General features: G+C 37.5%; 16 protein-coding genes. 11 read left to right on the forward strand and 5 right to left on the reverse strand.

Going from position 1 to position 24927, the window contains the following annotated elements:
• Positions 1-20 precede the first annotated feature (20 nt).
• The 3 genes from RIV7116_RS04385 (at position 21) to RIV7116_RS04395 (ending at position 4803) form a co-directional block, all read left to right on the forward strand.
• Positions 21-2207, forward strand: a complete 2187-nt coding sequence (locus tag RIV7116_RS04385; RefSeq protein ID WP_015117054.1) for a pentapeptide repeat-containing protein — start codon at positions 21-23, stop codon at positions 2205-2207.
• A gap of 181 nt (positions 2208-2388) precedes the next feature.
• The gene (gene xth, locus RIV7116_RS04390) at positions 2389-3186 is read left to right on the forward strand and encodes an exodeoxyribonuclease III (RefSeq protein ID WP_015117055.1); all 798 of its coding nucleotides are present in this window, start codon (positions 2389-2391) and stop codon (positions 3184-3186) included.
• A gap of 120 nt (positions 3187-3306) precedes the next feature.
• Positions 3307-4803 carry an HlyD family efflux transporter periplasmic adaptor subunit gene (locus tag RIV7116_RS04395; RefSeq protein WP_015117056.1) on the forward strand — a complete coding sequence of 499 codons (1497 nt, stop codon included), beginning with the start codon at positions 3307-3309 and terminating at the stop codon, positions 4801-4803.
• 167 nt (positions 4804-4970) lie between these two features.
• On the opposite strand, the gene RIV7116_RS04400 is transcribed toward RIV7116_RS04395, so the two are convergent.
• Entirely contained in the window at positions 4971-5963 is a 993-nt protein-coding gene (locus RIV7116_RS04400; RefSeq protein WP_015117057.1) for a TIGR00341 family protein, read from the reverse strand.
• Between the two features lie 563 nt (positions 5964-6526).
• Here RIV7116_RS04400 and RIV7116_RS04405 point away from each other — a divergent pair.
• Positions 6527-7240, forward strand: coding sequence for a CAP domain-containing protein (locus RIV7116_RS04405; protein ID WP_015117058.1), 714 nt, complete (start codon positions 6527-6529; stop codon positions 7238-7240).
• 146 nt (positions 7241-7386) lie between these two features.
• Here the strand turns inward: RIV7116_RS04405 and RIV7116_RS34695 are convergent, their stop codons facing one another.
• The 3 genes from RIV7116_RS34695 to RIV7116_RS04420 all read right to left on the reverse strand — a co-directional run bounded on the left by RIV7116_RS34695 (position 7387) and on the right by RIV7116_RS04420 (position 15977).
• Positions 7387-8913, reverse strand: coding sequence for a S8 family peptidase (locus tag RIV7116_RS34695; RefSeq protein ID WP_015117059.1), 1527 nt, complete (start codon positions 8911-8913; stop codon positions 7387-7389).
• Between the two features lie 379 nt (positions 8914-9292).
• Positions 9293-12610: a C2 family cysteine protease gene (locus tag RIV7116_RS33635; RefSeq protein WP_015117060.1), complete on the reverse strand. Its 3318-nt coding sequence runs from the start codon at positions 12608-12610 to the stop codon at positions 9293-9295.
• Between the two features lie 1213 nt (positions 12611-13823).
• Positions 13824-15977, reverse strand: a complete 2154-nt coding sequence (locus RIV7116_RS04420; RefSeq protein WP_015117061.1) for a S8 family serine peptidase — start codon at positions 15975-15977, stop codon at positions 13824-13826.
• A gap of 758 nt (positions 15978-16735) precedes the next feature.
• On the opposite strand from RIV7116_RS04420, the gene RIV7116_RS04425 reads away from it, so the two are divergent.
• The 7 genes from RIV7116_RS04425 (at position 16736) to RIV7116_RS04445 (ending at position 23855) form a co-directional block, all read left to right on the forward strand.
• On the forward strand, positions 16736-17515 hold the full coding sequence (locus RIV7116_RS04425) for a TIGR00297 family protein (RefSeq protein WP_015117062.1): 780 nt from the start codon (positions 16736-16738) through the stop codon (positions 17513-17515).
• Positions 17516-17719: 204 nt separating this feature from the next.
• A complete protein-coding gene (locus RIV7116_RS04430; RefSeq protein WP_015117063.1) occupies positions 17720-18478 on the forward strand; it encodes a peptidylprolyl isomerase in 759 nt (252 codons plus the stop codon).
• A 588-nt stretch (positions 18479-19066) separates the two neighbouring features.
• Entirely contained in the window at positions 19067-21136 is a 2070-nt protein-coding gene (locus RIV7116_RS04435; protein ID WP_232435765.1) for a peptidase domain-containing ABC transporter, read from the forward strand.
• A gap of 610 nt (positions 21137-21746) precedes the next feature.
• Positions 21747-21908, forward strand: coding sequence for a hypothetical protein (locus RIV7116_RS35685; protein ID WP_015117065.1), 162 nt, complete (start codon positions 21747-21749; stop codon positions 21906-21908).
• Positions 21909-21911: 3 nt separating this feature from the next.
• Positions 21912-22154, forward strand: a complete 243-nt coding sequence (locus RIV7116_RS37520) for a type II toxin-antitoxin system VapC family toxin (RefSeq protein WP_371261613.1) — start codon at positions 21912-21914, stop codon at positions 22152-22154.
• A 10-nt stretch (positions 22155-22164) separates the two neighbouring features.
• Positions 22165-22287, forward strand: a complete 123-nt coding sequence (locus tag RIV7116_RS37525) for a type II toxin-antitoxin system VapC family toxin (protein WP_371261614.1) — start codon at positions 22165-22167, stop codon at positions 22285-22287.
• A gap of 326 nt (positions 22288-22613) precedes the next feature.
• Positions 22614-23855: a HEAT repeat domain-containing protein gene (locus tag RIV7116_RS04445; protein ID WP_052330790.1), complete on the forward strand. Its 1242-nt coding sequence runs from the start codon at positions 22614-22616 to the stop codon at positions 23853-23855.
• Between the two features lie 280 nt (positions 23856-24135).
• On the opposite strand, the gene RIV7116_RS04450 is transcribed toward RIV7116_RS04445, so the two are convergent.
• A complete protein-coding gene (locus RIV7116_RS04450; protein ID WP_015117067.1) occupies positions 24136-24813 on the reverse strand; it encodes a response regulator transcription factor in 678 nt (225 codons plus the stop codon).
• Positions 24814-24927: the final 114 nt, after the last annotated feature.

Raw genomic sequence — 24927 nt, forward strand, 5'->3', positions numbered from 1 at the left:
GCACCTTGCAATTCTTCCCAATGCCCAATGCCCAATCCCCCATGCCCAAATTCATCTACACGCTATTTATATTTTTACTATTATTTATCCAACCAGTATGGGCTGCCGAGCCTCAACCACAGCGAAATATTTTAACTTTAGAATTATTACAAGAAAGAATTAATTCCCCTATCGTCAATGAAGGAAGTTTGACAATAGATTTACGGGAGATGGAAATTAATTTGCAACCTGAAAACAAGGATTTCAGGGATAATTTTTATAAATTTCTGCAAGATGAATTGCAAAAAAACGGTACAAAACCTGTAGGTTTAGATTTAAGCGATTCGATAATTAATGGCGATTTTATTGGTAGCGATTTAGGTTTAAGAACTCCTTTGTACGCTCAAGCGATTGCGCCAATTTTTACTGAAACCGAACAAAATCAACTCGAACGTTTGCGCGAAGTTTGTTTGCAATCCCTGGCTTATTCTGTTCCCAACTCTAGGGATTGTCGTTCGTTATTAGGAAAGGATGTAACAACTTCGGCTCAAATTTCGGTGTTTCGCGGTTCTTTAATTTTTAAGCAAACTCGTTTTAAAGGTAAGGTGGAATTTAACCATACCTTTTTTCTTCAACCCGTGGAAGGAGAAGATGCTATTTTTAATGATACTGCGAATTTAATCCAAGCAAGATTTAGCCGAAGAGTTAGTTTCGCAAATGCAAATTTTCGCCGTCAAGTTGATTTTGATGGAAGTGTTTTCTTTGATGAAGTAAATTTCAAGGAAGCTGAATTTAAAAAAAATGCTGAGTTGAAAAATACAACTTTTGAAGATTCCGCAAATTTTTCAAGTGCTAATTTTCAGCAGTTAGCTAATTTCAATCGCGCTCGTTGGGAAGGTACGACAAATTTTTCTAAAGCACGTTTTCTGGAACAAACTCAATTTACTAAAGCGAATTTTCAAGACTTTCTATTTTTAAAAGAAACAAGTTTTACACAATCTGTCATCTTTCGAGAGGCACAGTTTAATTCACCTGTAAACATGCGCGGTGCTAGCATTCTTAGTCAAGCTGATTTTAGCGATGCTGTTTTTGCTAAAGGTGCTTATCTCAACGTACCAAGTTTAATTTTTAATTCCGATAAAGCCAAAATTTTGGGTAATCCTGGTGAAATTGGTGCGATGTTAAGAATACCTAGATTATCGGGGAATCAAAATGTGTTGCGTAATTTGATTCAAAATTTTCGGCAATTGCAGCAAATCCCCGATGCTAACGAATTAGAATACAGCAAACAGCGCTTGTATTCAAAGTATTTAATTCGTCGTTTGCTAGATGCGAATATAAACGATGCTTCAAAAAAACGTTTAATCAATTTGGGTTTTTCCAAAATTCAAGCAGAAGCAATTATTAAACGTCGTCAAAACGAACCCTTTCAAGTCAAAAGCGAACTACTGACATTAGCCGATATCGACGAAGAAACATTTACACAACTTGCTTCGTGCTTTGTAGTCGGTGAAACTCTGACTCCAGTTAAATGGTTGCTGCAAGCATGGAAATGGTTGGGGTTAAGTTTGTTACTGTTGCTATCGGGATACGGAACAAATTTTTATCTCGTATTTGGTGTGGGAATAATTGCGATCGCGTTTTTTAGCATAGTATTTTGGTTAGTTGATAGATTTCGTCGGGTACATCCCAATAAAATTGTTCCTACAGTTTACGAAACCACTTGGATGTTAGGAAGTTTTGCTATCAGCACATTATTTGGTTTGATTGCCATCTTCCGCAACACACCACAACCGTTATTAACTTTAGCCTGCATAACGTTTATTATCGTACCTTTACCGGGTTTTTTATTGTTCCGACTTTACCAAGAAGGGCGTTACCACGATTTAATGGAAACATCATACTTTACAGAAGATGGTACTTTAAGACAATTGCGGTTACTAATCGGACGTTTACCCGTAATCCCAAGGTATGAATTATTTCGCGAACGTTATAAACATTTATTGTGGGATCGTCGCTGGAACTGGCTTAATTATTATGACTTTAGTTTGAATAACCTTTTAAAGCTAGGCTTCAACGACGTTCGCTTGCGAGACGAACACCTCCCCGGAATTATCAGTACTTTAGCCTGGTATCAGTGGAGCTTAGGTATACTTTACATCACGTTAGTTTTATGGACGCTTTCCCGCACTATTCCCGGATTGAACTTATTGATTTATCTTAAGTAATTAATTGGGCATTGGGCATTGGGGATTGGGCATTGGTAATGGGTAATTGGTAAGAAATTAAAATATTAACTAACCACTAACTATCACGGATTAAATGGATTTCACTGATTTCACTGATTGATTTATTACTAACTAACAACAAACAACTAACCACTAACAACTAACAACTAACAACTAATTTATGAAAATTGCTACTTGGAATGTAAACTCAATTAGAACTCGTTTAGAACACGCTATTAATTGGTTAAAAGCAAGCGATGTTGATGTGCTTTGTTTGCAGGAAACTAAGGTTGTAGATGAACTTTTTCCGAAAGAACCTTTTGAAGAGTTAGGCTATCATCTTTATACTTCGGGACAGAAATCATACAACGGTGTTGCTATAGTTAGCCGTCAACCTTTAGAAGATGTTTCAGTTGGCTTTACTTCTATTTTGCCCGATGTAGATGCAAAATGGGACGAACAAAAACGGGTAATTTCAGGTGTAATTAATGGTATTAGAATCATCAATCTTTACGTACCCAACGGTTCTTCTATAGGTAGTGAAAAATATGAATATAAATTGCAGTGGTTAAAAATATTGGGAGATTATTTACAGAAACAATTGAAATCTACACCTAATATATGCATGTGCGGAGATTTTAATATAGCTTTAGAAGACAAAGATATTCATGAAAAAGCCAAACCAGCAACTCATATCATGTCATCCGATGCAGAACGGCAAGCCCTACGAGATAATGTTTTAAGTTTGGGTTTTGCCGACGCATTTCGTAAATTTACCTCAGAAGCCGGACATTTCAGTTGGTGGGATTATCGAGCCGCCGGATTTCCCCGTAACCGAGGCTGGCGCATCGATCATCATTATCTCACACCCGACTTATACGAAAGTGCAAAAAGCTGCACCATCGACATCGAACCCAGAAAATTAACCCAGCCAAGCGATCATACACCGGTGGTGGTGGAGTTAGGAGTGAGCAGTTAACTGTTGTTAGTTGTTAGTTGTTAGTTGTTGGTGGTTAGTTTATATTTTTTACCTCTTACCAATTACCCATTACCCATTACCCATTACCCATTACCAATTACCCATTACCAATTACCAATTATGAAATATTCTTTAGTTGCCGATGCATCCCAAGCACAAAGGACAAAACAAGAATTTGCAAAACCCGACGAACAGTTATCTTATGAGTTGGGTAAAGCCGTACAGGAATTACCACCGCTTTATACCAGACTTTTAGCGGGAACTATTAGCGCTATTGTGTTTGGTTCGATTACTTGGGCGTATTTTTCCAAAATAGATGAGGTGGCTACTGCACCGGGAAAAATTGTTGCTGCGACACAAATTAGACCAGTTACATCTTTGGGTAATGGTTCAATTTTGAAAGTGGAGGTTAAAGAAGGAGATACAGTTGAAAAAGGGCAAGTATTAATTCAACGCGATCCAGATTTGCAGCAAGCAGATGTCGTTCGTTTGGCGAAAAGCGCTAATTTAATCCGAGATGATTTACGCCGCTTGGATGCCGAACGTACTGGGGCTAATACAGCAGGGAATGAATTACAAGATGAGCTTTTGCAGTCTCGCTTAAAAGATTACCAAGCACGTCAAACTGCTGCGGAAGCGGAAGCAAATCGTCAAGCAGCCCTGGTAAAACAAGCAAAAGTGCGTTTAACTCGCTTGCAAGAAAATCTTGCTAATGCCAAAACTGGTTTAAAAAATGCCATATCAAACAAGAACAATGCCCAGGAGCTTCGCGATAAAGTTGGCAGCAATGTAGCTTTAGCGAAGAAAAGAGAAGAAGGTTTACGCGGTTTGACTACTCAAGGTGCTGTGCCGCGACTCGATTATTTGGATGCACAGGATAGACTCAACCGGGCTAATGCTGAAATTACCAGAGCTGCGGATCAAATAATTAACGCAAAAACAAAAGTAACCGAAGCAGAAGACAAAGTTACATCTTTGCAAAAAGACTTAGCCGCACAGCAACAAGAAATCAGCCAAGCACAAGCAGCTTTTGAAGCAGCACAGAGTCAAGCACAGCGCTTAGCTTCAGAACGTCAAAGTGAAATTCTCAGTCAAATCAACAAGCGCAAAGAAGAATTAACTAATATTACAGGTCAGTTAGAACAAGCCAAAAAACAGCAACAATTAGAAACTATCAAAGCTCCGGTACCTGGGGTAGTGTACGACGTTAAAGCTACTATTGGTCCCGTACAATCAGGGGAACAGTTGCTTTCAATTGTACCCGAAGGAGAAGAATTGTTATTAGAAGTCAAAGTCCTCAACCGCGACATTGGTTTTATTAATAAAGGAATGCAAGCAAAAGTTAAACTAGCAACTTTTCCTTTCCAAGAATTTGGTGCGATTAATGGCGAAGTAGTTAGTGTTAGTCCTAATGCAGTAGTTGATGAAGAATTAGGACTGGTATTTCCCACCACGGTTAAGTTAAATAAAAATAGTTTAGTCGTGCGCGGTGAAGAAGTCGGGTTTACACCTGGAATGACTGCTAATGCTGAAATTGTTACCCGTAAAAAATCAATTTTGACATTCTTAGTTGAGCCAGTAACCCGTCGCTTTAGCGAAGCATTTTCTGTGAGGTAGTAGTTAGTAGTTAGTAGTTAGTAGTTAGTGGTTAGTAGTTAGTAGTTAGTAGTTAGTGGTTAGTGGTTAGTAGTTAGTAGTTAGTGGTTAGTAGTTAGTAGTTAGTGGTTAGTAGTTAGTTGCTTTATTAACTGTTCACTGTTCACTGTTCACTGATAACTGCTAACTCAAGCTCCTCTAAACTTAATAAATATTACCCCTATCAAACCTAATAAAAGTATTATCCAAGCTCCAGAAGCAAATTTAGTCAGCTTTTTGGCTTGGATATTTTCCAACCAACCGCTAGGGCGTACATCTTGCAGTAAAAGAGTGGCGATCGCTGCTAAATTCAAGCTGGCAATATTGGCAAAAACTAGTACCATTGCTCCAAAAGCGGGTTCCCATTCACCAGAACCCATTAACATTCCCCAGGTGACTAAGGGAGGTAGTAAAGCAACCGAAACCATTACACCAACAATAGAACTGATTTCGCCAGCAGTTAAAGAAATAGCAGCGGCAGCACCGGAAGCCAGCGCTACAACAATATCGGGCAAAGTTAGTTTGGTGCGGAGCGCGATTTCTGGTAAGTCTGGGCTGATAGGAATCAACAAACCGATTAAAATCGAAAAAAGAATCGGAATTGTAATCCCCACAAATCCAACTTTTATAGTTTTTAAAGCTAAAGATAAATCTCCTAAAATAGTAGCAACTGCTAACGCCATGTTGGGTTTGAGTAATGGTGCTATCACCATTGCACCGATTATCACCACTTCACTACCGCGTACCAAACCAACAGCAGCAATACTAGAAGATAGCAACAATAAAGAAATTTGCGTCCAGGAAAAATGAACGCTTGTGGCTACATTAGTATAAATTTCTTCGCGATTGATGCGATTTGGTGCATCTTGCAAATTAAATGAATTCTCGGATGATTCCAACCTAGGTAAGGAAGCTTCTACTGGTAGTAGCAGCAATCGAAAACCTTCTACTTCCGTGAACTGGGAAACTAAACAATCAACTAAAGGCTCTACTTGTCCGCTTGAAAGCAATATTTTAAACAACAGTTGATTATTCTCTAATTTTTTTTGCCAAACTTCCAAAGAAGAATATTCGGCGATTAATTCTTCAAATCGTTCACCTTTTTCCTGTGGTAGATAAACCTCAACCAAGCGTAGATTCATGTGCGGCGATGTTTAAAAAAGTTTTTGGTACTAGTGATTAAGCCTAGCTGATTCTAACCGAAAAAGCTTGTTCTATCTAATACGCTGCTGGTATGAGTTTAATTTATGACTTTGTACCGTTGCTATTTTTATATGCATCCTCAAATACATATAGTCTTGCGTATCAATACTTACAATATATCCTAGTTTTTCAAAGAATATATATAGCCTTTAAAAATTATCAAATTTTAAAGTTGAAAATATGAATATAGCAATAAGTAATTTAATCGTCTTATTTTCTTAAACATTTTTTGTAGGTTCAGCTTATTTCAATAGAAATAACTTTATCTTCTTATCAGCAAAGTCACCCTTGGGAATATCTATTTTCTCAAGTTACAAAATATATATACAAACAATTTGTTAACAGGACTTACCTAAATATTTATCGTGATGTTTAATTATTGGAATTCGGTAAGCCTACTTTTTAATAAAAATTTAGCTTAATAAAATCTGAGCTAGAAAGCAACATTCATTTGTTGCTATTTAATGCTGAAAAAATTAATCAATATAAAAAATAAGTATACATGCGGTTATCTTCTTGGTTGACTTTGCCAACATCTTTATTAATAGCTACTTGCTGTCAGTTTTCTGCAATTGAACCGATTTTTGCACAATCGTCAGTTGAAGCTACTGTTACTCAAGCCAAAAAAAATAGCCCAACTTTATTAGCAAAATCAAGTTACCTCTCGCAGCTAGAAAAAGAGGTAATCATTGAAATGAATAAAGTACGGCAAAATCCTCAATCATATATTCCCATTCTCCAAGAGTATAAACAGCGCTTTGAGGGAAACAAAATCAAAATTGGCGATCGCAAATACATGATGACTAAAGAAGGAGTTGCAGTAGTTGACGAAGCAATTGAATTTCTCTCCAAACAGCAACCTGTCGGTTCGCTAATTCCATCGAGGGGAATGTCTTTAGGAGCTAAAGACCATGTTAAGGACCAAGGTGTTACGGGTAAATACGGCCATTATGGTAGCGATAAAAGTGACCCTTTTACTCGCGTTAACCGCTATGGAAAATGGCGAAAGATAGCAGGAGAGAATATTGCTTACGGTTACAAAACCGCTCAAGATATTGTTATGCAGCTAATTATTGATGACGGCATACCTAATCGCGGTCATAGAATAACTATGTTCAATCCTGAATACAATACTACTGGAGTCGCTTTTGGGAACCACTCTGTCTATAGAGTTATGTGTGTGATTACATATGCCGGTGATTATGAGGAATTGTAAATTTATTCAATTTCGATTTAGTGGTTTGTCTTATTAGTTTCGAGGGGTTAATCATTGTTCGTAGTTGCGCTTTAGCGCCTCATATTCCGGTATCCGGAGGCGCTAAAGCGCAACTACTAACCCTTCAGAATTAATCAAATATACTACTATCTCTCAAGCCTTAACAGAACTTCATCCTCTTCAAGCATACTTTCAATATCGTCGCTAAATAATCGATTATTAGGATTTTTCCAAGCATTTTGTTGATAATTGATGAACTGCGATTCAGAATACGGTTTTGCAGACTTATCAATGCTCATTGAGGAATCAAAAACCATAGTCTTACCAGAATCAAAACTTCTACTAAAACTTGGCATTATAGGATTACTATCAAAATCAAAGTTAAACTCAGAATCACCGCTTGGAATCAAATCAGGAAAATAATCGGTTAAATCCGGTAGTATAGGTTGATTACTCGCCTCATTTTTCGATGTTTCTTCAAGAGTCTGCCGTATCAGATTACTATCAAAACTGGGATTCGCACTTAACATTAAAGCAACAACTCCTGCAACATGTGGAGTTGCCATAGAAGTACCGCTATAGGATTCATATTTATTGTCTGGAAGAGTAGAGTAAATATCGACTCCCGGAGCAGTAACGTATGTTAACTCTTCAGAACCTGCTTGATTAGAAAATGAAGCCATGTTTTTATCTTCATCTATAGCTCCTACGGCAATTCCATATTCATCTGCATAGCGAGCCGGATAGAGGGGCATATCACCGCCGCTATTTCCAGCAGCCATGACTACGGTTACACCTTGCTCGCTGGCGTATTGTATAGCTTCTGAGACACCAAAACTAGGAAAAGAACCACCAAGTGAAAGATTAATTACATCCGCTCCATTATCTACAGCGTAATAAATACCATCAGCAACCGCAGTATTAGATCCAGAACCGAAATCATCCAAAACTTTTACCGGCATTATTTGAGCATCATAAGCAATACCGGTTACACCAAAACCATTCTTTTCACCAGCAATAGTTCCAGAAACATGAGTACCATGTCCATCAACATCGATAGTACTGTTGTTATCTCCATCAAAATTCCAGCCATAGAAATCATCTATATAGCCATTACCATCATCATCCTTACCGTTATTTTCAATCTCGCCGCTATTAGTCCAAATATTATTTTTTAAATCGTCGTGAGTGTAATCCACGCCAGTATCTAGTACTGCAACAACTACACCTTCACCCGTATATCCTTGCTCCCATACTTCTGGTGCATTAACTGCATCAGCCCCCCAATTCTTACCTCCTTTATCGGGAACATCATCAAAAGTATCTTCTCCAATAACTCTTGCTACTGCTTCTGATGCATCTACTAAACCATAGCCAGTTTCAGAGCTATATTCATCGCTATCTAAAGCAGAAAAATTTGCAGTTTGATTAGTACCAGTTTGATTGGAACTGTAACTGTCAGCACTTAATTGATTTGTGCTACCTACATCCTGTAAATCGGAGTTATTTTGATTGAGTATTGCAGAATCATTATGAGAATATTCAATACTACTACGAGCTAAAAAGTTTAGACTATTGGATGTTAAATCATCACTTAACTCATTTGTCGGGGTAATATAATTAATGTTAGCTGATTCAGAAAATAAATCGCTATTACTAAAATTAACTTGCATAATATTTGACTCGGTAAAAGGTTTGTTTTTATTTAGATGACAGCATTCTCTATAAGAAACTGAAAATTTATTCAGACTTTTAGCTGAGAAAATATTCTGTTTAAATATAATTACTATGAATTTAAAACTTAAAATGCCAATTATTTAACAATAACTTTATTTTGTAAATGCTAATTCATATTATTCAATAAATGATAATAAAATAACATTCAATTTAAACAAGTATTTTTATCAAAATGTATAGTTTAAACTTTTTATCTTTGTGAATATGTTCCTGCCCGATATAATCGCTTTAAATACTTAAAAAAATAATCACAGTAGGGAATACCACTCCCTACTGCCGTATTATATTCATTCTTGAAAGTATCGTAATCCTTTACTAAGTAGAAACTACATTACTAATCGTAGAATCCCAATAGCTAAAGTTACTGGTAATTTCACTCCAGCTTAACTCTAAAGTTCTGGACTTTACGGCATTGTTGTCAGTACTCCAAGGATTCAATAAAGTGAATTTTTGAGTTTCAGCATTATAGTCAACTAAAGCATAGGCATGAGAAGTAACAATATTTGATGCCACACCACCAGATTTTGAACCAAATCCTACTACTTCACCAGATTGGAAAGCATTAACCACTTTATCAAAGCTGAGAAATCTTCCTAAAGCAGCTTTCTCTCCAGTAATATGCTTGAAAGCATCACTCAAATATCCAGCATTACCAATACCGTTATAAGAATTGGTACCATCTTGATTAATCCATTCAGCTTCGTTGAGTTGAGCGTAAGCTTTTTCTGCAAGTGTTACCCAAAGTTCATTGTTAGCATTTCCATGATAATCTCCGGCATTAGCATACACAAAATTACCTATATTATTCGTTGGTAAATATCTGTCTACAGTTACATAATCAGCAACTCCATTTTTATAGAAACGAACTGTAAAAGTTCCATCTCCATTATCAATAAACATATTTTGGATAATTTCCGGTGACTGTACCAAAGTTGCACCCAAACCAGCTAAGAAGAAACAATTGTTGATATAACCTTGTCTAATATCATCATGACTGATTCCATTTTGGAACAGAGAACCTTGGGCATATTGATAAGTATGAGCAGTCTGGGGACGCTCGCTGCCTCTAAACCACTTATTAATTAACTTATCTAACTGCTCGCTGCTACTTCCTGCTTGTAAGTTACCGGATTTATTTGCAGTATCACCGTTCACAACCTTATTTGCTAAAACCCTGACATAGTCATCGATTCCTAGATAAGAAGCATTGCTAAGAATGGTACGAAAATCTTTGATTTCGGTTGCATCAACAATATTATTATCCTTAGCATCTTCAAGGATAGCAATCATATCGTTACGGTTTAGAGTCTTATCTGAAAATAATGTTCTAGTCTTATTACGTATTTCTGTATCAATAATATTTCTTTCAAACCAATCTTTCTCAGGTTGCGGGGGTACGACACCAGTAATTTGGAAAGATTTTTCTAGTTCGATATACTCATTTGCTTTATCGTTGATTCTGGCAAGTAACTTGTAATTACCATTTTGGAGAGAATCGAGATTGTAATCAAAACTGAATGAACCATCGGCATTCTTACGGAATTGAGATATATCTGCGACTTCTTGCTTAACTCCGTTGTCTTTTTGCAACCAGAGTTTAACCTTATCAATATCGTCTATACCATTCGCATCAAACACCCTTACATTAGTTAGTTCGATTCTTCCTCCTGTGGTTTGAATATCAAAATCAAGTTGGCTGGGAGCTACATTCTTGATTGAAAAAGACTTTTGCTCGACATTTCCGTAACTATCTGATTTATCGCGGCTTCTAGCCCATAATACGTAATCACCAGATTCCAAAGAATCCAAATTGTAATTAAAGCTAAAGGAACCATCAGCATTCTCGCTGAAATCTACAGCATCTTCGATATCTTGCCAACCTTCATCGTCTTTCTTTAACCAAAAGTCAACTCTAGTGATATCGGCAATACCGTTTGCGTCATACACTTGAGTATCTACAAGACGAATACCACCATCGATAGTCTCAATATCAAATAGCAAGTCTGTTGGTGCAGCATTCTTGACTTTGAAATAGGTGGTTAAAGTTTCGCTATTCTCTCCAGCTTTATCGATAGCTGTGGCTTTAAGTTGATAATTACCTTGTTCTAAATTATTGATACTGTAACCAAAACCAATCGAGCCATCGTTATTTTGACTGAATTCAACAACGTCTTCAATATCAATCCATTCACCGCCCTCTTTCTGAAGCTGGAAATCAACTTTTTCGAGGTCATTTATACCATCTGCATCAAATACCCTGGCATTTCTTAACTCAATTCCTCCACTTATTTCTCTGAAGTTAAAATCGAGTTGAGAGGGTGCCGCATTACCGATATTAAAAGTTGCTTGCTTACTATTACTGTATTTATCTTCTCCATCACGAGCTCTTGCCCATAAGGTGTAATTACCTTTTTCCAGGGAATCAATGCTGTAATCAAAACCGATTGAGCCATATTCATCTTGATTACTACGGAATTCAACAGCATCCTCAATATTCTGCCAATTACCACTCTCTTTTTTCAGCCAAAAATCAACTCTGCTCAGGTCATTTATACCGTTAGCATCAAATACTTTAGTATCAGTAAGACGAATCCCATTTTCAACAACTTCAACTTCAAATGCTAAATCGGAAGGAGCAAGATTATCAATCCGGAAAAAACTCCTTAAAGATTCGCTGCTCTCACCAGCTTTATCGTAAGCAGTAGCTTTAAGCTCGTAATTACCTGCTTCTAAACTAGAAATACCGTAATCAAATCCGAATAAATTACCATCTACTTGCTTAAAATCAGTAGCGTCAGCAATCTCAATCCATTCACCGCCCTGTTTTTTGAGTTGAAAAGCAACTCTTTCTAAATCATCTATACCATTTGCATCATATACCCGTGCATCATTAAGCTTAATTCCTCCATTACTACTTTCTATAGTAAAATCGAGCCTTGAAGGTGCTACATTCTCAACTTTTGGATCGACAAAATTTGTAACCTCAAATATTTGTCCCCAACCATTGCTTCTATATCCAAAATTATCGGTAGCTCTACCCCATAGATAGTATTTTCCTTCTTCAAGATTGTCGATATTGTAGTCAAAACCGATTGAACCGTCGTCACTATTGTGATTAAATTCGGTTACTATACCGGCTTTTCCCCATCTTTCACCTTCTTTCTTCAGCCAAAAATCAACTTTTCTGATATCACCAGCACCATCGGCATCAAAAATCTTGGTATCTGTAAGGCTAATATCCCCTTGAACCGTTTCTACTTTAAATTGAAATTGTTCGGGTATATGGTTACTTCTATATTCTAAACCGTAGGAAATTTCAGCATCATCAACTTGATGCACTTCAATAAAATACGTACCCGCATCTAAAACCCTTGCTATACTTTCGTTCCTAGTACCACTAAGGGATGAACTCGCAACTTGAGAACCATCATTGCTCAATAAGCTAACATCTGCATTATCCGACAAATCATTTAATACAACTTCAAAATAACTGCGACTACTTAACTGAACGCTGTAGTAATTGTCAGTATTATTTAAATTTACTTTACCTTCGATAGTTGTCCATTCTTGAGTCGTATGTAAATAAGTTGAAGAATCGGGAAAGTTAACCCCATTACCTATATCTATCGGCATAATTATAACTGTTTTTATTATATAAAGTTTGTAAAAAGCACCTTCTAGAGAAGGAATCAAGGTAAAGATTTTATCTTGATTTGTAAATTCCTTATCTTTGGGATAGGAACTTCTATAGTGCTATTTACATTGCCAAAACAGCTAGGGAAAAATTACGTATTAATCAAAAATAAAAAATTTATATCAAGCATATAGCTATTAGGCTTTGCTGATTTTTTTTCAGTATTCATGCGATGCATTGTGAATTTATTTAAAAGTGGCTTATCGTATACTTGTGTATTATATCGATAACTGAAAAGCTTTATTGATAAGGCTTTCAAGTAATTATGTGTCTACTAACTATTTAGTTTTGACCAACAAAAAATAATTTACTTATAATTCTTTTCTTCACCTAAATTATATATATTTGCTCGTACAACCTTACTACGTAGGTAATAAAAGATAAAAAAATACCTGATTTATAACAAAATCTCTTTAGTAATAAGCACAATGCTAAAAAAATCTGTACTCAGGGTAAAATACAGAAAATCCGGAAAGAATCTTGTTTTTAAGAATTTATTATGCTTTTCAGGCTGCGGATAAATGATTAATAAGTTGTGACAACAATGAAAATGTAAACACAAACTTTGCAACCAAGAAAAGTTTTTAATCCTCTATTTATATAAGACTTACGCAACCAAAATAAGTCATTGCGACGGTTACTACGTGTAGGGAAGCATTCACCGGCGAGTGTGGATTATTGGATTACGTCGCTGTCGCATGTCCTAACGGACACGCTGCGCTAACGCAATCACGCAATCATGTTATTTTGCGTAAGTCCTGTATATTTTTTCCTAGAATACTAAGAGGATGTTTAGGAAGTCATAAATAAAACTCGTAAATCTTAAGATCCCCCTAAATCCCCCTTTTTTAAGGGGGAGCCGTTACCCCACTTTTTAAGGGGGGAAGGGGGGATAATCCGAAAGTTGGGCTAAAAACTATACTTTCCAAACATCCTCTAAGAATTTAACTTCAAACAAAAAACTCAGACATAATTACCAAAAATAAAGGTATATGGTAATTGGAAATATACTGAATTTCCCTTCACCACATACCGATGATTAATCAAAAGTAGATAAATAAATATAGATGCTGCGCCTAAATCTTAAATATGAATCTTGAAAGTAGATGCCTTATAGCTGTTTTTAGATAACCTTGTATACCTTATACCTACCTATGCAAAACCCCGTGCAATAGCTAAAGCCCTTCGCACTGCTGCATCCGCATTAATAAAACCGTGTCCGTAAACTTCGTCATAGCCCTGATTGCCTAAATCATAAGCAGTTTCGGAAATGATAGCTTTAACCTGCCCCGCACTTAAATTAGAATTCGCACTCCATACCAATGAAGCAACTCCAGAAACATTTGCTGTCGAAGCCGAAGTTCCATTAAATTTATCGTTGTATGCAAAATCGAAACTACCCGTACCGTTGCGATTGGCACTAGTAGTAAAAAACTCAGATGGTGCAGTTACAGTTAAACCATTACCGTAATTAGAACCCCACCAATTATCATAAGCAACCCTTTCACCAGGATTTCTAGAATTACCATACCAATCTTGAGTTCCCCAGGAAGAACCCACAGCTACCACATTACCGTACCTCGCCGCCAAATCTGCGGGACTGGCAATACTATTACTATTACCATTCCCAGAAGCAATTACGAATAAAGCTGTATTTTGGTTAGCTGCAATTAGTTGTTCAAATTCTACCGAGTAACCGCCAGCCAAACTAATATTGACTACCAAACGCTTACCTTGAGCATTGGCTTTATCTATCATCGCTTGTGTTGCAGTGGCTAAATTATAATCAAGCGGATTGTCGCCAACTACATCGACGAGCATTAAGTCAGAGTTCCAATTAATTCCAGCTCCTCCCATACCGTTATTGCTTCTAGCAGCAATACCTCCTTGTACTAAAGTTCCGTGGGAAAAATTACCCCACTCATCAACATAGTTGCTACCAATAAAACTAGCTGGGCGTAAATCGGGATGAATATTGCCACTACTATCAGTACCACTACCGGTATCTTGGATGCCAATCATGACGTTAGACGTACCAGTAGTAAAACGCCATGCATTATGAACTCCCATCCCGTGTAAATTCCACTGCTGGCTAAATTGAGGATCGTTAGTTGTTACCGATAAGTTGATAGTAGTGTCGGCAAATCTGATCGCATCAATACTTTCAAATAGAATTTGGCTGCCATCACTAAGCGTTAATGCATCAAATATGCGGTTGCCATTGCCGGAGTTATAAACAACTCCTCCATTCGGATTGGTTGCATAATTAAAGGCTGCCGAAGTCGAAACGAATTGGGATAAATCAATTAAATCCCGCCCTCCGCTGCCAAAATCAACATTACCGTTACCCGAAAAAATTGTCCGACTGTAACCAGACTCGAATGTGAAAGTATCAGCCCTTAAAGTTCCAGCTTGGCTGCGGGTACTACCAGCGCTTTGAGGTACAGCAGAAGTAGGAATCGGGGATGATTGATTTGCTGAAGTTGCAGCTGTATTACCAACGGAAGTCGGAATTAACTCCATCTCCCCAGAATTAGAACTGTTTTGGCTTGGTAAAGAAGCCGATAACTTGAGATTGTAGAAAGTTTCGCTGCTGTTGTAGGAATAAACCTTTAGATAGTAAGTACCTGTTTCTAAAGTTTGATTAATCGACTCGCTAGCAGCGCCGCCGTTAATTGAGTTAGCAAGAATATTTCCTTGGCTCGACAGCAACTGCAAGTCAGCATCAGCACTTAAACCGGCAACTACAACTTTAAAATCACTGCTATTACTCAGGTTGAACCTATAGTAATCCTGGGAATCTAGCTTTCCTACCCAATCGCTAACAATTTTCGTTTGGGAATCAACGCTTATTTCACGAGCATTATTGAGAGTATTTCCCGCACTGTCAAACGGTACCGCCGAAACAGTTAAATGATAGTTAGTTTCTATATTGCCGTAAGGATAAACTTCGATATAGTAATCACCCGCAGCTAAACTGGTGTTGATTGATTCGGCTAATGTACCTCCATTGTTGGAATAAGCAATCGTTTCGTCTTTATCGAATTTTCCATTTGCATTTTTATCCCTAATCAGCCTTACGTCTGCATCCGCAATTAAGCCATCAAGACTAAGGTTAAAACTGCTACGACCTTGGATAGTGAAACTGTACAAGTCGTTGGTTTTAATACTATTTAATGTATCAGTATATATTTGTTTGCTAGTATTAATACTTAATTGATTAGCTGAATGCAGTAACCCTCTCGTACCACTTTCTGTCATATCTTTCACATCCAAAAGAACAGTGTGTATTAACTTAATATCCACAAGTACTCCTTTTTAATGTAAAAAAAGAGACTATGTGTTAACTTTAACCTTAAACCTACAATAAATTTACTTAATCTTCACTAAAACTTTGAACTTTCTAAATTGTTTGTTTGTAGAAAATACCCAAATTTTCTTTTTGATAATAAAAATTATAGTCTGAGTTTATTTCTAAGTGTTTTTACATTCAAGGCTATTTATTGCTTGTTTTCCGTCTTGCCGAAATTGATGAATATTCAAAAAAATTAGTCAAAATATTGCATTTTGCAAAACCTTTGGCGAAATAAAAATCGTGTATCATCTTAGCAGTAGAACAACACTTGCCGCAATTGTTTTAGAGAATACATTGTGATTCTATGCTCCCTAAAAGCAAGACCAATTATTTTGTTGTTAAGTATAATTAGTAACTAACATGCTTGTATGCTGCTATTTGATTTATCAATTGAAGTGAAAACGAATTAAGTAAGCAAGGTAATCATTCCGTTAAGTTTAAAGAACACATTTTTTTTGGTCGGTATGCTACTAGTAGAAATTTTTTCGTGAAAGTATAGAATTTTATTCCTAGATCGCAATCAATAATTTATCGGAATATGTATAATTTGCTGTTGACATGAATAATGTTTTGTTAATTCTTAGAATCCCCCCATTATATGCCTGGGGAGAATATCAAATACTTAGGAATTAAGAATCATACATCTTGGCGTATGGACAGTTAGTTGCAATACTTGTGATGTAACGAAAACGTTGATTAAAAATAGCTGATGCTGTCTTTATACGATTTTTCAAATTCCTGGCTAATAGCAGCAGGGTTGAACACTTTGCTTTTGGCTATTGTTTGGTTGGCACCGAAAAAACTGCTTACGCTTGCTGGAATAGTTAATGCCTGGTTGCTGGGTGTTTTGATTTGGGGAACCCTTGGTTTAAAAGGTTATGCGATAGTTTGTGTTTATTTTATAGTTGGTTCGGGTGTTACCCGCATCGGCATGGCAGAAAAAGAACAATTAGGTATTGCCGAAAAGCGTTCCGGTGCAAGAGGTCCAGAAAACGTTTGGGGTTCGGCTTTTACTGCTGCATTATGCGCTTTAGGAGTTGGAATTATTGATTGGTTGGGAACAAGCGAAACAGTTTTTTTAAGTTCTTTGCTGCTATTGGGCTACGTCGCTAGTTTTTGCACTAAGCTTTCCGATACCTGTGCTAGTGAAGTTGGTAAAGCCTACGGTGAGCGGACTTTTTTGATTACGACTTTGCAGCCAGTACCAAGAGGCACGGAAGGAGCAGTTAGTCTGGAAGGAACCCTAGCTGGAATCTTCGCTTCGGTGGTGCTAGCAATACTTGGTTGGGGAGTTGGCTTAATTGATGTGTGGGGCATTATATGGTGTGTATTCGCTGCATTCATTGCTACTAATTTGGAAAGCGTGATTGGAGCCACTTTGCAATCCCGATGGCAGTGGTTAACCAATGAATTAGTTAATGTTCTCAACACCTTGATAGGAGCTGCTACTGCGATACTGTTTGCCTGGATGCGAGCAAATATTTTTTAAATAAAAGTGTTTTCTGAAATAAATTGTTAAAAATCAGTAACCTATAAGTATTTGTACGCGGCATGTTATCGGTTTTTGTTGCGGCATTACTGCAATATAAATTTGTATTAAAGTAGCATTAAGCTTATCGAGTGTCAGTTGAATGCGATTGCTTTTAATTTTGCTACTTTATATTTTTTAAGGTATTTTCTAAGTATTAACAATATGGAATCTTCATCGTTTTTAACTGTTAACGACCGGCTAATTTCAGTAAAGCAGGCAGTACAGTATTTACAAGTTAGTGGAAAATTAGGTCAGTTTATTAGAGATATTCTACGTCAGGATGTGATCGAGCAAGAAATTCAAGCCAGAGAAGAAATTGAGCTTTCTCCAGCTTTAACCGAACAAGCAATTATTGATTTTCGGCTGAAAAATCAACTTAGCGACCAGCAAAAGTTTCAGGATTGGTTAAATAATAGCGGTACCGATTATGCAACGTTTCACTCTACAGTGGCTTTCGGGTTTAAATTAGAGAAACTAAAAACTTTAGTGGCAGAGCCGAAATTAGCAGAATATTTTATTGAAAGAAAGATTTTTTTGGATAGGGTGGTACTTTCTCGGATTATTGTTGATAATCGAGAGTTAGCTGAGGAGTTACACACCCAAATTGAAGAAGGTACTAGTTTTGAGCAGCTTGCTAGGGAATATTCCTTAGCAGACGACAAGATTGTTAACGGCATGATGGGACCTGTGAGTCGCGGAACAATGCCGGATAAGCTTCGCGCTGCTGTAGATGTAGCTAGTACTGGGGATATTTTAGGGCCTGTAGAACTAGAGCAACGTTATGGATTGTTTCGCGTGGAACAGCTCCTACCAGCATCGTTGGAAGATACTCAACTTAAGCAAGCACTACAAAATGAACTGTTTGAGAAATGGCTAGCCGAGAAAATTCAAAAGCTGACAGTCAAACTGCAAGTAAAATAAACGTTTCAAATAATCAATATCAAGCAACTGTTTTGGCTTCTCCAGCTTGGAACCAACCACCTTTATGCTGGCTGAGTGACGAACAAAAAACCCTATTGCAAAATCAATCGGATATTCTTGATTTTCGTTTGGGAGAGAAAATTTGGTCTCAAGAAGCTGTTGGTTATCAATTTCTCATCGTTTCGGGCAAAGTCCGCCTCCGCGAAGAAGGCATTGGTAAACCAATAGCCGCCTTAAAAACAGGAGAATGGTTTGGCAGTTTAAATAATTATCCCACAGAATGTAAAGCTGTAGCAGCTAGTAAAGAAGTTTTAGTGCTGCGTAGCAATACAGATTTATGGGCAGAATTCTCAACCCCGCAGATCGAAGAATTTTGGAGCGGGGGAGAGGCAAGTAAACAAGGAGAGGACACTTCTGTGGGGGAGTTCCCCCAGTTGAGGAAAGTGCCCGTAGAAAAGGAGACGAGGAGACAAAAAGAAAATGTAGAAATATCTTCCCCCTCTCCCCCCCTCTCCCCCCTCTCCCCCTCCTCCCACCTCCACCTACCCTTTCGTCTCCAGCGCCAACAGTGCGGCTGCTTGCTTGACAATGGTGGCGCAGTATTTAGAAATTTCGGTGAAGTTGGAATGGGTACAGCGCCAAGTGCGATCGCAACGTCCGAAAAATGTTGTGGAAGCTGCCGAGAAACTTGGTTTGGTGCTGCGGAGGCTGCAAGTTGATTGGGATGATTTGCAGCAACTTTCTTTTCCGGCTTTATTGTTGTGGGGAAACTCAGAGACTGCTAATTGGGTAGTGGCTTATGGGCTTAAAGGTAATAACTTGATTATTGCTAACCCCCAAAATCCAGATTGTAATTGCGAGACTGTATCGGGTGAAGCAATTGAAACATTTTGGGATGGCTATTTATGGCAAGTAGAACAAACACAACAGCAGGAAAAGTTTAATTTAAGCTGGTTTTTACCGGCAGTTTGGCGATACAAAGGTTTACTTACAGAAGTACTGCTGGCATCCTTCACCTTACAACTGCTGGGATTAACCACACCGTTGATTACTCAAGTCATCATCGATAAAGTCATGGTGCAAGAGAGTTTGGCGACTCTCGACGTAATGGCGATCGCCATGCTGTTGGTAGCGGTGTTTGAGTCGGTGTTGGGGATTCTGCGTTTGTTTATTTTCACCCATACAGCCCGCCGTTTGGATTTAAGTTTGTCGGCTCAATTATTCCGTCACTTAATGCGCTTACCCTTATCTTATTTTGAGTCGCGACGGGTAGGAGATACCGTGGCAAGGGTGCAAGAATTAGAACAAATTCGTCAGTTTCTTACAGGTACGGCATTAACTGTAGTTCTCGACAGCATATTTGCTGTAGTTTACCTGGTACTAATGTTTTACTACAGCAGTACCCTAACCTTCGTAGCGCTGGCAGTACTGCCATTATTTGCCGGATTAACCCTGAGTGCAACACCAATTTTACGTAAATGGCTCAACGAAACCTTTAATAGAAGTGCTGACAGTCAATCATTTCTTGTAGAAACGGTAACGGGAATTCATTCGGTAAAAGCCCATGCAGCCGAACCTGCAACCAGGGATAGATGGGAAGGTTTGTTTGCTCGCTTTGTCCGTACTGGCTTCAAAGCTTCCACAACTTCCAATATCAGCAGTAACATCGGCGACTTTCTTACCAAACTATCCAGCCTATTGATACTTTGGTTTGGAGCCAAACTAGTTATTGAAAATAACTTTACCGTCGGGCAATTGGTCGCTTTTCAAATGCTATCCGGAAGAGTTACCGGGCCACTATTAAGATTAGTTCAACTGTGGCAAAATTTACAGCAAGTACTGTTATCGGTAGATAGAATCGGCGACATTCTCAACGTTTCCCCAGAAGCAGAGCCGGGAACCGGATTAGTATTACCACCCCTCGAAGGAGAAGTTAAATTCGATCAAGTATTCTTTCGTTACAAAGAAAATACCGAACCAGTTCTCAAAGGGATTTCCTTCAAAGTAGAACCAGGTCAATTTATTGGTATAGTAGGGCGCAGCGGTTCCGGTAAAAGTACGCTTTCCAAACTTTTGCAAAGACTTTATCAAATCGAATCCGGACGAATTTTAATAGATGGATTCGACGTAAAAAGCGTTGACTTAGCTTCCTTAAGGCAGCAAATAGGCGTAGTTTTGCAAGAAGACTTTTTGTTTAACGGCAGCATCCTAGAAAATATCACATTAGGAAACCCCGAAATCTCTGCCGAAGAAGTAGTACAAGCCGCCAGAATGGCAGTAGCCGACGACTTTATCAGCGAACTACCCAAAGGCTACGAAAGTAACGTTGGTGAAAGAGGTACCGCATTATCCGGAGGGCAAAGACAAAGGGTTGCTTTAGCTAGATTATTTCTTTTGCAAGCACCAATATTAGTATTAGACGAAGCAACCAGCGCCTTAGACAGCGAAACCGAACAACAGGTATTGCAAAACTTGAAAAATACCACGCAAGGAAAAACGGTATTTTTAATTGCACACCGTTTCGCACCATTAAAACGAGCCGACATGATTTTAGTAATGGAAAAAGGAATCATCGTTGAAAGAGGAACCCATGACGACTTATTGCAGCAAAAAGGATTGTATTATTCCCTTTATCAAAAGCAGCAAATGAACGTTTAAATGGGTTAGTTGTTAATAAGTATTTTTGTAGGGTGTGTAACGGCTCGAATAACTGTTAATAACAACTTGTTAATTTGAAAATGCCGTTACGCACCATTTACTTACCGAGAAAAATAAAAATTTATCATTACTTCTTCCCTTTGCATTCTCTGGGTTCTTTGCGTGTTTTTATCATTTTTAGGGTGTGTAACGGCTTGAATATTTTGCTATATAAATTATTAATTGTAAAATGCCGTTACGCACCATTAATTTATGGAGAAAATAAAATATTTATCATTACTTCTTCCCTTTTCATATCTTGCACCATCTGATTCTCGTCACTATGATTCATAGTTATCTTTTCTCGTTTTGAGCCGCCTGGGACTGCAAGTTCCAGTCTAATAGCAAAAGTCCTATAAATAGGACTCATAATATTTTTTATTAGTATGAATATTAATTTAAAATGTATAAAATTAACTTTTATGCATAAGCGTTCATTAAAATTACGACAACACAGAAGATTCTATATAACCACCATGAATTGCATTAAATAACCCCGAATCAATCAGCCAATCTTGGTAATCGAGCGAAAGCAAATCAACCGATGGTGCCGTAATAATTTGCGTTAACCATGAATTTACAATTAACTGCAAAGATGAAATTAGCTGGTAAATATAAAGATGACCTGCAATTTGATGAGATGATGGAATATATAGAACAAGAACGACGTGAAGACTATGCTCGAATGGAAGAATATTATGGTCAATTAGATGCTGAGAATGAAGCTAAATAATCAATGTGGATACTTGATACAGATTGCTTATCACTTTTTCAACGGGGACATCCGATAGTTACACAGCGAGTTAATGCTGTTGATAGTGAAGAAATTTTTACTACTATTGTTACTAGAGCTTCTTCAGATGAAGCTCTAATATCAGCATATGAAGGATTACGAGATACATTAGAAGATTTAGAAAGTCTGAATATTCTGTATTTCAATCAAGATGCAAGTGTTTGTTACAAAAAATTATTGAATTAGAAAATCCATATTGGTACAAAAGACTTACGAATTGCCGCGATCGCTTTCAGTGAATGGTATTTTAGTAACGCGCAATCAACGAGATTTTGTGAAAGTACCTAGATTTAGATTTGAAGATTGGACTGTTAGTTAGTTTTATAAAAATATCTTAGTGGAAGCGACAAAAACAACATTTTTACTAAAACCGATTAAAAGAATCCGAAATATAACTGAAAAAATTGTAGCATTTTAACGATGTAGTTAAATTTATAGTTTCGCTCAAACAAGAAATTACAAGCTGCATTCAAGTATAAAATTATTTTGTCTTCTCCAATCATGCTCATACTTAGCCGCTTTATTAAAAAATTTTTTATACTTTTTTCTTTTACGCTTCTCCTAATTTTTATTCTCTCTTTCCCTTGGTTTAATACCACACAAGCATCCAAATCGAAGCCGCAACCTTGGCAGATTAACGGCATTGTGGCTGCCTTAAATGATGGCTATCTGGAAGTGCAGGCATATGCTTTGCTCAAGTTATCTGCATATGAACCATCAGATTTTAAAGCCTTACTTAAGCAGCCAGATGATATTGCTCAGAAAGCTGTGAAAATTATTAAAGATAAATCGCTTAACTCAAGCGTTCGTAGCGGTGCCGCAAATGGCTTGGGAAATTTAGGAGATGCAGCCAAACCCTACGTTAAAGATGTCGCCTATATTATCAAAGATGAATCTGTTGATTTATATGTTCGTAGCAATGCCGCAATTGGCTTAGGGAATATGGGGGATGCAGCTAAACCTTATGTCAAAGAAATTGCCGATATTCTTAAAGATGAATCGGTTAACTCAATTGTTCGTGAGGGTGCCGCAATTGGCTTAGGGAATATGGGGGATGCAGCTAAACCCTATGTCAAAGACATTGCTAATATTCTTAAAGATGAATCGGTTAAATCAACAGTTCGTGGTAGTGCGGCAGATGCTTTAGGGAATATGGGGGATGCAGCTAAACCCTATGTCAAAGACATTGCTAATATTCTTAAAGATGAATCGGTTAACTCAACAGTTCGTGGTAGTGCAGCAGAAGCTTTAGGGAATATGGGGGATGCAGCTAAACCCTATGTCCAAGACATTGCTAATATTCTTAAAGATAAATCTGTTGACTCATTTGTTCGTTGGCGTGCAGCAGATGCTTTGACAAATATGGATGTAGCTAAACCCTACGTTAAAAATATTCTCGACTTGATCGAAGATAAATCCGTTAACTTATTAGTTCGTATTGGTGCAGCTTATACATTAGGAGATATACAGCAATTGGAATTACAAGAAGCTGTTATCATTCTTGATCAAGTTTATGATGCAGAAAAATCATCCACATATTCATTCGGATTTGAAGTTTGGCGTTTCTTAACTTATTTTCTCAGCGGTAGCACCGACGAAATAAAAACGTTGCTTGAATGGACTGGTTTTCCGCAAACAATTCCACATCAAATAACTCGTGACGAATCCGTTAAAACCTTACAAATCTTTGCTAAAGCTTGGGAACCGACTCAGGATTTGACTCGATTGCGAACAGATTTAGCCAATAAAATTGCTTCAGTTGTAGAAAAAGGTTCTTGGCAACCGCAGGATATTGTCTTACTTGAACAACATTACCGCAACCTCAAACAAGAGGGATACGAAGAAGCCAATACTTTACACAAAGTTATTGTTAATCTCCAAGGTTGACAATGTTTTTTTAATTTTTTGTGCGTTGTTAGTTGTTAGTGATTAGTTGCAGATAAAAATTATGGTTCTTCAGCACAAAGGGGTGCTATTTAAATAGTCGTTTTTAGGCAGTCGGCAGTAGAGAAAAAGCAGAGTAAAATCATCAAAAATTAAATATATAAAATGTCAAATCCCTACACAGTAAGCATTTCGGTATTTTTTATTCAGAATTTAGCATCCCTTTCAACAGATGAGCCAAAATTATTTACTTTTTCTTTCTCCCCATCTCCACATCTCCCTCTTACTCTCGCAAAACATACCCAACACCCCTAACCGTTTGAATCAATCGCTTTTCCTTATTCGCTTCTAACTTCAACCGCAAATAACGCACGTAAACTTCAATAATGTTGGAATCTCCCATAAAATCGTAACCCCAGACTTCTTCGAGAATTCTGTCTCTTGTAATAACTTGTCGGGGATGGGAAAGTAAATATTCCAGTAAATCGAATTCTTTAGCCGTCAATTCAATTAAGCGTCCGTTTCGGTAAACTTCCCGAGTACTGCGGTTTAATTTTAAATCTTCAAATTCTAAATTATCTTCGCTACTTTCATCGGAAGTCCTGCGAATGCGTGCCCGTACCCTCGCCAATAATTCTTCTACACTGAACGGTTTAACTACATAATCATCCGCGCCTGCATCCAAACCAGCAACGCGATCGCTAACTTCATCTTTGGCAGTCATCAAAATAATCGGTACCTTATCCCCCGTGCTTCGCAATCTGCGACAAATTTCTAAACCAGTCATTCCTGGCAGCATCCAATCTAAAAGGATTAAATCGGGACTTGACTCGCGTGCCATAGTTAATCCAGTTAATCCGTCATTGGCAACGCTGACTTGATAACCTTCAAAACCTAATTCTAATTCAACAAATTTAGCGAGTTTAGCTTCGTCTTCTACCAATAAAATGTGCGCTGGCATAAAAGTAAATTATTCTAATTATATAAAATTGTTCTTTGTATTGATTCTATGTATATATCATGATTCCTGTCTAATAATTGATGTTACAATAACATCGCTTTTATCTGAGTAAAA

Origin of the sequence: Rivularia sp. PCC 7116, assembly GCF_000316665.1 — a bacterium.
Classification (GTDB): domain Bacteria; phylum Cyanobacteriota; class Cyanobacteriia; order Cyanobacteriales; family Nostocaceae; genus Rivularia.

Excerpts from the sequence above, each read along its gene's own strand:
- RIV7116_RS04385 (WP_015117054.1), top strand. The coding sequence starts at position 21 with ATGCCCAATGCCCAATCCCCCATGCCCAAATTCATCTACACGCTATTT.
- xth (WP_015117055.1), top strand. The coding sequence starts at position 2,389 with ATGAAAATTGCTACTTGGAATGTAAACTCAATTAGAACTCGTTTAGAA.
- RIV7116_RS04395 (WP_015117056.1), top strand. The coding sequence starts at position 3,307 with ATGAAATATTCTTTAGTTGCCGATGCATCCCAAGCACAAAGGACAAAA.
- RIV7116_RS04400 (WP_015117057.1), bottom strand. The coding sequence starts at position 5,963 with ATGAATCTACGCTTGGTTGAGGTTTATCTACCACAGGAAAAAGGTGAA.
- RIV7116_RS04405 (WP_015117058.1), top strand. The coding sequence starts at position 6,527 with ATGCGGTTATCTTCTTGGTTGACTTTGCCAACATCTTTATTAATAGCT.
- RIV7116_RS34695 (WP_015117059.1), bottom strand. The coding sequence starts at position 8,913 with ATGCAAGTTAATTTTAGTAATAGCGATTTATTTTCTGAATCAGCTAAC.
- RIV7116_RS33635 (WP_015117060.1), bottom strand. The coding sequence starts at position 12,610 with ATGCCGATAGATATAGGTAATGGGGTTAACTTTCCCGATTCTTCAACT.
- RIV7116_RS04425 (WP_015117062.1), top strand. The coding sequence starts at position 16,736 with ATGCTGTCTTTATACGATTTTTCAAATTCCTGGCTAATAGCAGCAGGG.
- RIV7116_RS04430 (WP_015117063.1), top strand. The coding sequence starts at position 17,720 with ATGGAATCTTCATCGTTTTTAACTGTTAACGACCGGCTAATTTCAGTA.
- RIV7116_RS04435 (WP_232435765.1), top strand. The coding sequence starts at position 19,067 with ATGGTGGCGCAGTATTTAGAAATTTCGGTGAAGTTGGAATGGGTACAG.
- RIV7116_RS35685 (WP_015117065.1), top strand. The coding sequence starts at position 21,747 with ATGAATTTACAATTAACTGCAAAGATGAAATTAGCTGGTAAATATAAA.
- RIV7116_RS37520 (WP_371261613.1), top strand. The coding sequence starts at position 21,912 with ATGTGGATACTTGATACAGATTGCTTATCACTTTTTCAACGGGGACAT.
- RIV7116_RS04450 (WP_015117067.1), bottom strand. The coding sequence starts at position 24,813 with ATGCCAGCGCACATTTTATTGGTAGAAGACGAAGCTAAACTCGCTAAA.